We start from the raw sequence: 13,630 nt of genomic DNA, 5'->3' as shown, positions 1-13,630 counted from the left end.
CATCTTAAATTTCGGTATGAAAAATATTATAAAGTTTAAGTAAAATTCCAAAATTACAAACAAAAACATAATAAAAAGATATGAATTTGATATTTTATTTATATAAAATATCATAGGCGCAATAATCTTCTGGATCTAGATCATCATAACTATGATTATCTATAATAGTTCATTTTAGATTTTAGTTACTTTAGATTTTTAGACATTGCCTCGACACCACCTGTAAATTTAAATTTAATATCTTCATTTTCAACAGCATAACTATCTTACTTATATTTGGTTATAGAATAAAAGTATCTATAAGAGAATTTTAGTAGTGTTCCAAAAAGTAGTATTTGTCTATTTGTATTTACTATTAAATACTGATCTTGTTTTAAACTCTTGTTTATACTTACACTAAATATAATTTTAGCCATCGCTATCTCCTTCTTTGGAAGTTTTATTTCCTATGTTTAGATCTATCTCATCTTTGTATTTATCAAAGTTATTTATAGTTAATATTTTACCATTTATAAACACTTTTAATATATTTCCCACTAAGCTATGCTCTACATTTGTATATTCTCACGCTTATATATCCACTTTTGCCTTTATTATGCATTCAACTGGTTAATATATTACTATCAAATATAACACTTTCTTTGTCATCACTATCTTCTATGATATCTTTATATCCAACATAGTATTTAATCACTTTTGCTACCATAAATAGTGTCTTTTTATAGTAATTACATAGATAGTGTCATTAACACCATCTTTACCATCATTATTATCAGTATAAATCTCATTTTTAGAATTTTCATCTATTATAATTTTTAAATTTATAATAATATCATTACCACCTCCAACTTTTATTTATGAGATATCTCATAAAACAATTATGTTTATCTTTATCCAAAGCATAAATTTTAGTATATATTTGATTTTATGTTTGAATGTTTGTTTCAAATTAGGTTTTAACTTTACATTACTTTTATACAAGCTATAGAACTAGCCACAAGTACTTTTAAAATCATTCTAACTTTATCTTTTGTTATTCACTCGAATACTTATATATATCATTTTAAACCCAAATATTCAAACTAAGTAACTAAATATTATATTAAAAATTAATTATTTATAAGCATTTTAAATAAAATTTATATTATTTATTGTGGTCAATAAAATATGCATTCAAAAAAATCTTTAAGTAATAATCAACAAGACTCTAAAGAAAATTAAAAAACTAATATATTAAATTAAAAGAATAAGCATAGAAAATACCATATCAATCTTTTTCTTCATAAAAGTTAAATAAATTATCTTTAGTGAATATACATATTTATAACATTTAAACAAATAGATAAATAAATTTATCAACAAAAAAAGAACATGAATCAATTCACTATAAATTTTTTATAATACTTATAAAGATTCTACATTATCAAATAACACTTTTATAAAGCATTCAATTATACTTATCTATAAATATAGCAGTATTATATGAGTAAAGTATTGATAAACTTACTAAGATTTTTAATAAAGAACGAAACAGGAATAATCGCTAATTTACCTTTCAGTACATAAGTACTTCGTATACTTACAGCTAATTAATCTTTTTTATATTATTTAAATAAAAGAACTTATATATAAATACTGTAGGAGTATCACACAATTACAGTTGTTTTTATATTATTTGCTTGTAACTTTATAATATGATTTGTTTAATGAGTTGATTAGTGATTGTAAAATTTCTATTTTGTTTATATGTCCATTAAGGAAGAGTTTGTTTATTTAAGTAGTTTTGTTTTTTATATCTTTGTAAATTTGATTTATCTGCTCACTCTTTTATTTTGCTAGCACATTTTATAATTATTATATTCTAATAAATTTGCTCCTAATTATTTCTATATGGATTATAATCATAACCTTTTAGATTAAATTCTGCGCTAATTGAGCTATTAAAATTCCTCCTATAAACAACAAACCTACCATCTAGCTATTAAGCAAAAAGAATTTAAATGATTTAAAAAGAATAAAAAACAATTATCCACAATCAAATAAAATATACCACTTGTATATTAATCATAATGTAAAACCGCTTTTCAAATCAAAGTGGGTTTACGCTTAAAATCAAAGTGAGTATTTTTATACTTTGATTTCTAGCACAAATTTTATCATTTTAAACACCTTTTAAAAGCTTTTTAAAATCACTTTATAGGTATTAAATTTCGCATAAGTCCAACAAACATACCTACTATTTTATATTCATATTCTTTAAGCCTTATAGGGGTATAACTTGGATTATAAGATACAAGCATTAGTTCATCTTTTTGTTTGTAACACTCTTTTATAACTAAGCCATCATCAGTATTTACAGCATAGATATTACCATCTTTAAAAGGCATTGCTTTACCTATAACACATAAATCACCATCACATATATGTGGTTGCATACTATCACCAATAGCTGATATTATATCCACCTCATACATATCACCACAATTACCTCTACCAAAGTGCTTTAATATCTTTTTATCGATTACTACCTCTTCAAACTCTTCATCATCATTATATCCACCTCCACCAAGACTAGCTTTTACATTAAACATCTTTAGTATCTTATATCTTTTTTCTGATTTACTAAGACTATTTCCATCTTGATTGTAAAAGAATAAATTTATAGATATATTCCGCTTTGATAAGAAGTCCATTATCTCCTTATAGGGGATTGTATTCCTAAACTTCATTTGAGCATAAGAGTTTGGACTTATACCAAGCTCTCTAGCCACATCAGCATCTTTTATATTCTTCCTACCTTCCGTGGCTAGTATGTCTTTAAGCCTTTCGTTTATCTCATTCATATTCATTGTAATACCTTTAAATTTTATAATGAATTTAAACATATTTTCAAATAATATCTAAAAAATATTACAATTTGTAATGATACTAAAAATTCATAATAAGTAATTCTTTGTTAATCTTATTTGTTTTAGCATTGAGTGTGTATCTTATGCTTAGCTCTTTGATTGTAAAATCACTATAAAGCTCTCTTACTAAGTCGCAATCATTATAAGAAAGTATAAAATTAGCATTGATATTGCTTAATATATAAGATAGATTTTTATGATCTGCTAGGTTAAAATCTTTTAGGGTTTTATAATAGCTTTCAGTACCCACATACGGTGGGTCTAGATAAAATAGTGTATCTTTGCTATCATACTCTTTTATTAATCTTTCATAGCTCATATTCTCTATAATAGCACGCTTAAGTCTTCTTGATTGCAGTGTAAAATCCCGGTAAATATTTTTAGGGTTTCTGCCCTTAGCCATAGCAAAATTATTACCCTTAGATCCAAAGCTAAGACTTATAAGATAAAAGTAAAAAGCTGCTCTTTGTATGTTGTTTCTTGGTTTTAGCTTTTTATCTTTTATAAGATAAAAAATCTCTCTACTTCTTAGTATATTATTAAGCTCTATGTTTAGGCTTTGTGGTCTTGTTTTTATTATTCTATGTAAATTTATAAGTTCGCCATTTATATCATTTAGTATCTCGCATTTTGACGGTTCTTTTTGATAAAAGACAGATAAAGCCCCGCCAAACACCTCTACATACTTATCGTGCTTAGGCATTAAAGCTATTATGTCTTTTGCTAGCTTACTTTTGCCACCTACCCAGCCAAACGCTGCTTTTGTTGTTTGCATACAAACTCCTTATAAAATAAAATATTTTTGCTTGTTTATAAGAAGTTTTGCTAATATTACTCTGCTTGTTTATAAGAAGGGGCTTTTATGCTCCTTAACCCTCAAACTCAACATCTATAAAATACCCGCTACTACTTAGATTGTGTCTAACACTCTTTATGCTAAACTCTATATTCTCAACACCGCCAACATCTTTAAAGCTTATCTTGCCACCAGCTCTTAACTCTTTTCCAAGCAAAGAACAACTCCCGCTAAGCCCGCCACGCTGTAACTCATTTAGCTTTGACTCTCCCATCTTTAAAGCCTCGCTGTCAGCCTTTGGTTCCGGTATTTGCATTTTATATACTTGTTTACCTTTGCCTACTTTTACTTCATTGTCTTTACCGCTCTTATTGTCGTGCCAGCCTACCACTACACTATCATAGCTATGCCTGTTTGCCTCTGTTATGCTTAGACTCACACACTCACTCAAAGACACTACAAATCTAGGCAAACTCTCATTTTTTGCACTCACACCAGCACCGTTAAGAGCCTTGGCTTTACCTTCTTTGGTTGTTATTGTTATGGTGTTATTCTTAACTCCCATTAAGTATCCAAGCTCAAAGCAAAGAGTATATAAAAACTCTATATCAGATACATTGTTTTGAAGTTTTGATAACACTGGTATATCATCACCCACACCTTTAAAACTAAGCTTATTTTCATCTGCTATTTTGTTTGCTATACCAAAAAGTGTGGTATTTTCCCAAGTCCTTCTTTTAGCCTCTTTTTGCTTACTAGCAAAATTTACAGCAGTAGCTCTTACTTCTGTTGTATTTGCTTTATAGTTCTTTGTTACTGTTTGAACACTAAATTTACCACAATGATAAAGCCTGTCTACATAACCAAGCCAAAGCTCTAAATTATCCCCAAAAAATGGCTTTTTATAAAGTCCATTCACAACAAAGCTTATCTCATCGCTTTTATCACCTTCTTTGTCATCATAGCTTAGATTTATTAGATTAGCCCTTATCTTTGCAGTTACATCAGCTCCATTAGCAAGTAGCTTAAAATCACCAACATTTACCACAAGGCACTCTCCGTTTGCTTTGTTTCTTCTTTTATTTCTGGCAAAAGCACCTTATCCCCAGCACTTAGCACATATTTTAGCTTTGTATTTAGTTCAAGCACCATTTCAAAAAACCTAAGATGCCCATAATAAGCCTGTACCACACTATCAAGCCTATCTCCATCTTTTGCTATATATATCTTCATTCATAATCCCTTACAAGCTCTAAGCTAAAGCTTTGTGTAAAAAACAATCCATTGTCAGTAAAGATAGACTGATTTTCATTTATACTCATAATCGCAAACTTACCAAGATACTTACCATATCCAGTTACAAGTATATGGCTCTTACCACTGTTTGCTAGCTCATAAAGCTTTTTAAGCCCGCTTTGCTTATCTCTTTTATAGGGCAAGGTTTTACCCTCTATTGTTATACTTTGACTTTGCAAGCTTTGTCTAAACAAGGCAGGATTATTATTTATCCTTTCATTTTTGCTTATGCCAAACTCACTTTGCAAAGCAATGCTATTTGTCTGATCCCAGTTAAATTTAAAATCTCCAAGACTTAATACCATTTTTTTACCACTATGCTTGTATTTTTTTCATTCATAGCTTCAGTTTTTAAAGCCCTTTTAACACTTATTAAAACAGCTTTTTCAAACTCAGCCATATCAAACTTACCATCACTTGTAGCTATATTTATACCGCCATTAAAGCTTATGTTTATAGCTTGATTTACTGCATTCATAGCCTTATTTGCAAGGGTTTTGCCCTTAGGCTTTGTTTGCTCTTTTTGATACCAGGGCTTAGTCTCTTTGCCCTTATTTACTAAGCTCTCTTGCTCTGTTATTTGCTTGTTTTTTATCGTGTTTTCTTGTAAATTTTCTTGGCTTTTAAAGATAGTATTACTTTCATAGCTTTCTTTTGTGTTTATCTCTTTGTTTTGTGTAAGTTTGGTATTTTGCTCGTTTTTATCTGTATCTTTTTCATCATCTCCAAATCCAAAAAAGCTCTTAGCACTACTCCAAACACTACCTATATTATCAGTTACTGTTTTTAAAGTATCACTAACCCAGTTAAACTTATCACTAAACCAATCAAACAAACCACCAAACACACCTTCAAACCAAGAAGCAACAGAGCTAAAAGCGCCTTTTATATCATCAAACATAGCACTAAATAAACCAGCCACACCACCAAATAAGCCACTAATTACATTTGTTATAGGACTAAATACAGATGCTATAAAGCTTACAGTACCGCCAAACAATGTCTTAACCCCATTAATCAATCCACCAAAGGTGTTTTTCGCCCAGGATACAAATTTATTAAAGTATATCTTAACTTTATCCCAGTTAGCTATCAAAAAAGCAGCCGCTATACCTATACCTACTATTATAGCCCCAATGCCAGTTGAAATAAGAGCGAGCCTAAGTATTTTCATAGCACCAGCACCAGCGACCATAGCACTACGAAGCATAGCAAACCCAGCCGCCAAAGCCTTATTAGCTACATTATAAGCACTTGTTAAAACTATGGCAGCTTTTAGTCTAAGTCCGGCAAGCATCATCGCTATATTTTGTGATCTAATAGCTATTACAAGCTTACCAAGTCCGCTAAATAAAAGAGATGAGGCTATTCTTAACATCCTAAAAGTATTCATCGCTCTAAGACTAGCTACACTAACACCCATCATCAAAAAACCAATCGTAGGAAGTATTACACTAAAGCTTATAAAACCAACAACTACAAACGATATAACCTTTGCAAGTGTCTTATGTTTTTCAATAAAGCTATTTATCCAAACACCTACTTTTGTAAGCCCTTGTGTTAATGATCTTATAGCTGGCAATAAAAGCTCGCTTATATTTATAGCTATACCACTAAAAACAGATCCAAGAGCCTTAAAGTCACCCATAGCTGTATCGTTTTGGTCTTTTGCTATCTTTTTAGCTGCACCTTGTGAGTTTTTTAAGCTAGCTTCATAATCTCTTAGGTTTTTAGACCCTTGTTTTAAAAGTGCGGTTGCCCCACCAATAGCTTCCATTCCAAAAAGATTTTTTATAGCTTCTGCTTTTTCACTCTCACTCATTAAAGACATTCTACTATTTAACTCACCTATGATAGTTATCATATCTTTCATTTTTCCATCAGTCGTAGTAGTTGACACACCAAGCTCTTCAAGCATTTTTCTAGCCTCACTAGGCGGTGCTGCCATTCTAGCATACATACTTCTTAATGTTGTTCCTGCCATAGAGCCTTGGATACCAACATCTCCAAGCTTTGCACTAAGTGCTGCAACTTCTTCAATTGATGCCCCAAGACCACTAGCGACCGGAGCTACATATTTCATAGTATCACCAAGCATAGTAGTATCAACATTTGCACTACTCATAGCCTTTGACATTACATCAGCCACACGACCCATCTCGCTAGCTTTAAGACCAAAGCCTGTTAATATGTTTGAGGCTATATCAGATGTAGTAGCTAGATCGGTAGCTCCTGCACTTGCAAGTGCTAAAAGACCAGGCATAGCTTCCACGGTTTCATTAGCTTTAAAACCAGCCATAGATAAAAACTGCATACCTTGTGCGGCTTGCGAAGCTGAAAAGGTAGTAAAAGCACCAAGATCTTTAGCTGTTTGTTTTAGCTTTTCAAACTCATCAGTATTTGCTCCGGATAAGGCTTTAACTCTAGCCATGTCGCTTTCAAACTGGGCTCCTAGCTTTATAGGCATAACAACAGAAGCTCCAAGTGCTAACTTCTCGCCTATTTTTGATTTAAAGTTAGACATCTTGCTTTCTAAGCCATCTATCTTCATATTACTTAGCTTTATTTTGCTTAAAATGCTATTTAGTTTTTGTGCTTTTGTCCCTGTATTTTCTATTGCTTTTTGTAGCTTATTAAAGCTATTTTCACCAAGCTTTACAGAGCTAATACCTTTAAGAGCCAAGCCTATAGATATACCAATTAGAGCATTTTGCATTTTAATTCCTTTTTTACTATAATATGCCTATGAAAAAATTAGATGATTTAACACAGGTAAATTTATATATAGCTATAAGCTTTGTTGCAATATTTATAGCATTATTTATCAATGTTCCTTTTGAACCAGAAGATGAACTTTTTGCTAAATTTATAGCTACATTTTTTTGGTCTGTTTTAATATATATATTTTTATCCCCAATACTTATATTTTCGTTTGCAACTTTTAAAGAAATTATCTTGCCTATACTATGCTTTTCATGCAAAAAACTATTTAGTAAAAACAAAGCAAAGCAAGACTATATATACAAAGACATATAGCTTGCTTATCTTTACTTCGCAGATGAGCCAAGCTCATCTTTACGACTTATTACTTCGGCGGTTGCTTTGCAACATCGCCTTGCCTTGCAAACTACGGCTCATGCTTCGGCGGCGGATAAATCCGCATCGCCTTGCCTTGCGAAGCTAAAAACGACAAGCAGTTGTCGTTTTTTTACCGCTTCTCATTAATCTCTTCGCAAATCTTTACAAACTCACTAAATTCATCATAAGACATATTATTTATCTCTTCATAACCAAAGTGAAGTGTATAAGCCACAAGGGCTATAGCTTCTAAGCTACAACCCCTGCCACGCCTAAAAAATCCTGCACCACTTTTTGTATAGCATTAAAATCTTGCATATCAAGCTCATCAATCTCTTTTTCTGTCATATTTGCACACACAGCACATATTTTAATAGACTGTTCTATTTCACTTTTAGAACCACTACTTGCCATTCTTACAGCTCTTACTGTTGGAGCATAAACTTCTATCTCTTCGCCTTTTACTTCTAATTTAACTGTTGTTTTTCTCATACTATTCTCCTAAATTTGCTCTTACATCAGCCATATAATCAACCCCACCAACAACACATATCATATTTTCTACATCTTTTAGTATTAGTTGTGTATTGTCTATTTTTAGATCTATAAAATGAGCTGACATCTTTGCTGTTATTTCAAGTTCTTTTCCGCTCTCAAGCTCTGTTATCTCATAGCTTTTAAAATCACCTGTAATTGCTAAAGATAGTGGTGCTTTCTTCTCTTTTCCGCTTTCATATATAGAAGCTTTAAAAAGCAAAGGCACTCTGTTTTTAAACACATTAACCCCAAGTGCATTAAACTCGTTTTTATCTATTTTATTTATAGTAAACTCAATCTCTGTTGCCTTTAATACACCCATTGAATACTCAGCACTCAAAGCACCTTTAGTTTCTAGTGTTTCAAACTCTATTGTAGGAAGCTTTAGCTTTTTGGTTACCCCTAGGTAACCTTGTCCATCAACATAAACATTAGCTTCTTGCACTATTTGTGGTATTTGTCTTCTTGCCATCATTTACTCCTTATTTTTACTTTTACTTCGCAGCTAGGCAAAGCCTAGCTTTACGATGAAGGGCTAAAGCCCTTTCAAAACCCCTAAAGTTACCGTGATACGCCTTACTAATCGTAAGCCTTAATCACACCAAGTAAGGTTTTAGCCTTTTTACTCATTCTTTAAAGCTATTTCAAATCTTCTAATAACAATTTTGAATAGCTATCTACATAGATAAAATCTAGTGTTAATTGTTTCACTATAGGATTATTTTGCATTCTAACATCAAGATAAAACTTACCAGCAGTTACTGTTGCATCTGTATTTTTCTCACTCCAAGATAGCTCAAATCCAAGCAAGACCTTAGCACCCACTAATGATCTTAAAAGTTCTTCCACGCTTCTTTTAGCGTGATATAGCTCACTTGCCTTTCTATCTATCGCAAAAAGCACACCTTTTTGAGTTGCTTCGCTTATACGATCAAATATTCTAACTCTTGCTAGATCTTGCCATATACTGTCTATATCACTTGTCTCACCGCCCCAAGCACGAAATCCTTGCTCTCTTATCACAGTTGAAATTTTTGCCCCACGAAGCTCATCAGCCGTGCAAGTTTCACCTAGTTCAAAGTCTATATCAACCTCAGTGCCAAACACACCGCCCATAACTCTGTTTGAGTAGCTATCACTATATCCAAACTCACTTTGCCCATCAACATAAGCTATCATTCCAGCAATGCGAGCTGATTGTGGAGTGTATTCATACTCGTTATTTTCCTCATCCCATGTCTTTACATTTGGATAAGCAGCTATTAGCCTTCTTGTTCCAAAAGCACCCATTTTACCTATAGCTTCACTTGCACTACTTGCTTTTATATCTACTATACCAGTAGCTTTTAGCTTTTTAGCCGTGCTTTCTATCTCAACCTTTATTGCATCTTCGTGGCTAAATCCAGGTGCTATTATGATATTTGGTCTATAAGCTGTTTTTGCCTTTGCATTCTTAAAGTTGTTTATAGCTTGTTTGCAAGCCGTAACTTCATCATTTGTCTCTTCGTCATTATCTTTGCTAAATACAGATAAGATGATTTGAGTGTTTACAGCTTGATCATCTATAGCCTTTAAAGCCTTATAGATGCTGCCTTTTTTAAAGGTCTCAGAGCTTGATTTTTTCTGCTCGTACTTTTCATCAAGTGCCTCAAGTGCCTTTTTGGTTGTCATATAAAAATGTATCCCATCTTCTAGCACTTCCTCATATCCTGCTATGCCTATAGGTGTAGTACTTTCTACTGCTATAGGTCTTGCCGCCTCGGCACTTATGGTTACATTTACACCATATTTTGCTGCCATAATTCACTCCTTTTATTAAATTTCATATTTAAATTTGTGATAAAATCTACAACTATAATAAAATAGCTTAGACTTAAATTTATTCACTTTTAACTCTAAAAGAGCCTTTAAAAACATATCATCAGCATATTTAAAGCTCACATTTTTGAGTGTGTCATCTTTGATAGTGCTATCAGCTACATCACATAAATAATCATGTACGACAATAGCCGATAAATACTCAGGACTATTTGGAGGAAAGAAACACCATAAAATTCTAGGTATGTTTGCCCCATTTGTTTTATAACCTTTTGGTATCTTTACACCATCAAAGATAAAATCTTCTACAAGTTCAAACTTATCTTTACTAAAAGGCTTAACATTAACTCTATGTTTCATCATATAACTATCCTTAGTCTTCTATAAATTCGGATGGTATTTTGCTAGCATCTATAAGCCTTGCAAACACTTTATATAATTCTAAGCTCATCCCACGATTTATGAGATTAGAACAGCCATAAGTTTCAAAAGGGCTGCCATATTTGTCAGCAGTTTGTAATGTTTCTCCTTGCGGTGTAATAATTTTGCTATTTGAACAATTGCAATTATGGTGAAAAAGATGAGTAAAATCAACCATATAATACATATCTAACTGCTTAAATCTCTCTATACTTCTTACTAAATAATACGCATCTTCAATTGTTAAGTCTTTTACTTTTTCATAATTTAGTGCTATTTGCACTCTTGGTTTTTGTAAGGCTGTGTATAGCTGATATGTTTTTAGTTCAAATAAATCATCTCTAAAATTATCTATAACAATTCTTATTTTTTTGTTTTTAAGATTTGAAATACTGTTTAAAACCGATAGCCCAAAAGGTGACATATTGCATAAATTATATATATCTTTATTGTCAGTATTATCAAAAGAGATTACAAAGCTTATGTTCTCAAACTCATTGAAAGTTTTTACAAATGCATTGTCTATAAAAGTACCATTAGTCATAATTTGAATAGACTTTTCTCCATCATTATCATATTTTAAGAGTACATTTAATAAATTTTCAAGTTCTTTAATATGCAATAACGGCTCTCCACCGGATATTGTGAAACTACTAAATTCAATCCCATTGTTTAACTTCTCTTGAATATAATAATCCGCAAAAGACACTATATCTATTTTCTTTTTATTTTTCATATCTTCTTTTAAATGACAAAAGCTACAATTCATATTACAATCATTAGTCATTCTTATATTTAAATTTAGCATTAAAATCCCCTCTTTTTTTTCTTTTCTTTGATTATGTTTTGCTTCTCTTTTAATAATTTATAATACAAACTTGAAACAACTCTTGCCCAAGTAAAACCACACTGTTTTTTCTGATCTAAATATGATTTAATATCTATTTTATTGTACTCATATGGGATTGCTACACAAGTAGAACAAGCTAATTGCACTGGGCAAATTTGACACTCTTTTGGTCTTTGCTTGTATTGATTTAATATTTCATTTGCAAAATCATCTCTGTTGTTAGCAGGAGTTATCTTGCCATCTTTTAAAACGCCCAATTCAACACCATCTTTAAGCATAGTCATAAATCTTGAACAGCCATAAACCTTTTTATCAAAACCTATACAAGACATATGTTTGCAAGATCCGCAAGCATTTTCAGTAGAAACTATCTTATGTTTTAATCTTGTAAAATTTCCAATATTAACATTTGATTTTCCTTTATTAAATACAAAATTAAATATTACTTTTTCATCATAGCCAGCTTCTACTGCTTTATCCATTAAATCAAACATTTCTAAAGTCTGTGTCTCTGACCATTTTAAATCATAGGTATCTTCAAATATAAAATTAGCATTTATTGCAGTTACTCCTTTTTTAAAGATAAAATCAACTCCTTCTGCATATTTATCAGCAGTTTCTTTTGTAAAAGTTTGTTTGACATTTACATGTTCATGTCCTATGTTTTCAAGCAACCATTCAAGTCCTTCAATAACATCATCAAATGAGCCTTTCCTGCTTTTTAGATATACTCTGTTTTTATTGTGTGTTTCTTTTACACCATCAATACTCACTCCTATAAAGATATAGTCTTTGTGTTTTAATATATATTCTTGAACTTTTTTATTTTTCATTAAAGTTGTATTTGATGAAAAATATAATCTAAAATATTTAAATCCAAATTCTTTATATTTACTCAAACAATAATCTGTTATTTTTTCCAACAAATCAACCACCAAAAAAGGCTCTCCACCAATAAAATCAAGTGCCATAATTTTAAATTTGTTTTTATCTTGCTTCATACAAATATCTAAAAACTCTTTTATATATTCAAATTTATTTACTTTATTAAATTTAGACTTTTCATAGCAATACGAACAATCTAAGTTACAAGATAAATTTGTAAAAATTTGATAACATCTCTCATCTTTTATTTTATTTATTTTTTCCGTTATTTTCATTATTTACCTTTTTAAAAATTATTTGTCTTTAAAGACCATACTATTTCATCAATATTTTTTAATCTTTGTAAAATATTATTAATTTCTTGTTCTGATGGATACTTATCTATAATAAATTTAAATTGTTCTCTTTGTTGTTTATTCATCTGTTCTTTTACAATATTAAACAAGACATAAAGCAATCTGGTATTATCAGCCAATAAATCATTCAAATCACCTAATAAATTAGAGATTCTATTTCTTATTCTTCCTTTAAAAAATTTAATATAAGCATATTCATCAGGTATCTTTGTATATGTTTTTGTATTAAAATGATAACTATATTTAAAATTATTTTTATACAAATCATTAAGTTCTTTTTCATCACTTGTTTCAACTAAATAATATCTTTCATCATCTATTAAAAAATAGCCATCTTTGTGTTTTTGCATACTTGCAAATTCTGATTGTTCTATGATTAAATAGCATCCTAAATTTAATGGTAAAACATCACAATATCCAAGAAGTTCTACTAATACTATCTTGTTTTCTAATGTTTGTGATAACAAAAATTTAAATGTATCAATATCATCTTTATTTTTTGATGCCAAAAGTGTTTCATTGTAAATTTCGTAGCTATCAGCATTTTTCTCAATATCATAATTACTCGGTAAGTTATCACCAATAATTGCTTTAACATTTTTTAAATTCTTATATTCATCTATATTATTTACATAGTATGCTATTTTTGGATAATTTAATATAAATTGTTTAAACTCTTTCATTT

16 protein-coding genes are annotated in these 13,630 nt (G+C 30.5%); 1 reads left to right on the top strand and 15 read right to left on the bottom strand.

Annotated elements, in window-relative coordinates; genetic code table 11:
* Positions 1 to 266: 266 nt before the first annotated feature.
* From CPIN17260_RS09105 to CPIN17260_RS02370, 8 genes are all read right to left on the bottom strand, one after another.
* Positions 267 to 416, bottom strand: coding sequence for a hypothetical protein (locus CPIN17260_RS09105; RefSeq protein ID WP_153300920.1), 150 nt, complete (start codon positions 414 to 416; stop codon positions 267 to 269).
* Positions 409 to 537 carry a hypothetical protein gene (locus CPIN17260_RS09510; RefSeq protein ID WP_257616993.1) on the bottom strand — a complete coding sequence of 43 codons (129 nt, stop codon included), beginning with the start codon at positions 535 to 537 and terminating at the stop codon, positions 409 to 411. Before CPIN17260_RS09510 ends, CPIN17260_RS09105 begins: the two co-directional genes overlap by 8 nt.
* A gap of 1,652 nt (positions 538 to 2,189) precedes the next feature.
* Positions 2,190 to 2,849, bottom strand: coding sequence for a S24 family peptidase (locus CPIN17260_RS02395; protein ID WP_078387941.1), 660 nt, complete (start codon positions 2,847 to 2,849; stop codon positions 2,190 to 2,192).
* A gap of 79 nt (positions 2,850 to 2,928) precedes the next feature.
* Positions 2,929 to 3,684: a DNA adenine methylase gene (locus tag CPIN17260_RS02390; RefSeq protein WP_078387942.1), complete on the bottom strand. Its 756-nt coding sequence runs from the start codon at positions 3,682 to 3,684 to the stop codon at positions 2,929 to 2,931.
* 94 nt (positions 3,685 to 3,778) lie between these two features.
* Positions 3,779 to 4,753, bottom strand: a complete 975-nt coding sequence (locus tag CPIN17260_RS02385; protein WP_078440511.1) for a phage late control D family protein — start codon at positions 4,751 to 4,753, stop codon at positions 3,779 to 3,781.
* The gene (locus tag CPIN17260_RS02380; protein WP_078440510.1) at positions 4,747 to 4,938 is read right to left on the bottom strand and encodes a tail protein X; all 192 of its coding nucleotides are present in this window, start codon (positions 4,936 to 4,938) and stop codon (positions 4,747 to 4,749) included. Before CPIN17260_RS02380 ends, CPIN17260_RS02385 begins: the two co-directional genes overlap by 7 nt.
* Complete coding sequence (locus CPIN17260_RS02375) at positions 4,935 to 5,306, bottom strand: phage tail protein (RefSeq protein WP_078440509.1); 372 nt, start codon at positions 5,304 to 5,306, stop codon at positions 4,935 to 4,937. The genes CPIN17260_RS02380 and CPIN17260_RS02375 overlap by 4 nt, the downstream gene beginning before the upstream one ends.
* Positions 5,297 to 7,717 (bottom strand): phage tail tape measure protein, encoded by a 2,421-nt coding sequence (locus CPIN17260_RS02370; protein WP_078440508.1) that lies wholly within the window; start codon positions 7,715 to 7,717, stop codon positions 5,297 to 5,299. Before CPIN17260_RS02370 ends, CPIN17260_RS02375 begins: the two co-directional genes overlap by 10 nt.
* A gap of 29 nt (positions 7,718 to 7,746) precedes the next feature.
* Between CPIN17260_RS02370 and CPIN17260_RS09100 the strand changes: the two genes are divergently transcribed.
* Positions 7,747 to 8,037, top strand: a complete 291-nt coding sequence (locus tag CPIN17260_RS09100; protein ID WP_153300943.1) for a hypothetical protein — start codon at positions 7,747 to 7,749, stop codon at positions 8,035 to 8,037.
* 291 nt (positions 8,038 to 8,328) lie between these two features.
* On the opposite strand, the gene CPIN17260_RS02360 is transcribed toward CPIN17260_RS09100, so the two are convergent.
* The 7 genes from CPIN17260_RS02360 to CPIN17260_RS02330 form a co-directional block, all read right to left on the bottom strand.
* The gene (locus tag CPIN17260_RS02360; RefSeq protein WP_069637904.1) at positions 8,329 to 8,571 is read right to left on the bottom strand and encodes a phage tail assembly protein; all 243 of its coding nucleotides are present in this window, start codon (positions 8,569 to 8,571) and stop codon (positions 8,329 to 8,331) included.
* A gap of 1 nt (position 8,572) precedes the next feature.
* Entirely contained in the window at positions 8,573 to 9,088 is a 516-nt protein-coding gene (locus CPIN17260_RS02355) for a phage major tail tube protein (RefSeq protein WP_078440506.1), read from the bottom strand.
* 167 nt (positions 9,089 to 9,255) lie between these two features.
* Complete coding sequence (locus CPIN17260_RS02350) at positions 9,256 to 10,416, bottom strand: phage tail sheath family protein (RefSeq protein WP_078440505.1); 1,161 nt, start codon at positions 10,414 to 10,416, stop codon at positions 9,256 to 9,258.
* 15 nt (positions 10,417 to 10,431) lie between these two features.
* On the bottom strand, positions 10,432 to 10,794 hold the full coding sequence (locus CPIN17260_RS02345; protein ID WP_226996983.1) for a DUF1353 domain-containing protein: 363 nt from the start codon (positions 10,792 to 10,794) through the stop codon (positions 10,432 to 10,434).
* Positions 10,795 to 10,807: 13 nt separating this feature from the next.
* Complete coding sequence (locus CPIN17260_RS02340; protein WP_069637900.1) at positions 10,808 to 11,662, bottom strand: radical SAM protein; 855 nt, start codon at positions 11,660 to 11,662, stop codon at positions 10,808 to 10,810.
* Positions 11,662 to 12,864, bottom strand: coding sequence for a radical SAM protein (locus CPIN17260_RS02335; RefSeq protein WP_069637899.1), 1,203 nt, complete (start codon positions 12,862 to 12,864; stop codon positions 11,662 to 11,664). The genes CPIN17260_RS02340 and CPIN17260_RS02335 overlap by 1 nt, the downstream gene beginning before the upstream one ends.
* An 11-nt stretch (positions 12,865 to 12,875) precedes the next feature.
* On the bottom strand, positions 12,876 to 13,628 hold the full coding sequence (locus CPIN17260_RS02330) for a hypothetical protein (protein WP_069637898.1): 753 nt from the start codon (positions 13,626 to 13,628) through the stop codon (positions 12,876 to 12,878).
* Positions 13,629 to 13,630 lie beyond the last annotated feature (2 nt).

The sequence above is a fragment of the Campylobacter pinnipediorum subsp. pinnipediorum genome, from assembly GCF_002021925.1.
Taxonomy (GTDB): domain Bacteria; phylum Campylobacterota; class Campylobacteria; order Campylobacterales; family Campylobacteraceae; genus Campylobacter_A; species Campylobacter_A pinnipediorum.
This window is presented reverse-complemented; position numbering and strand designations above follow the sequence as displayed.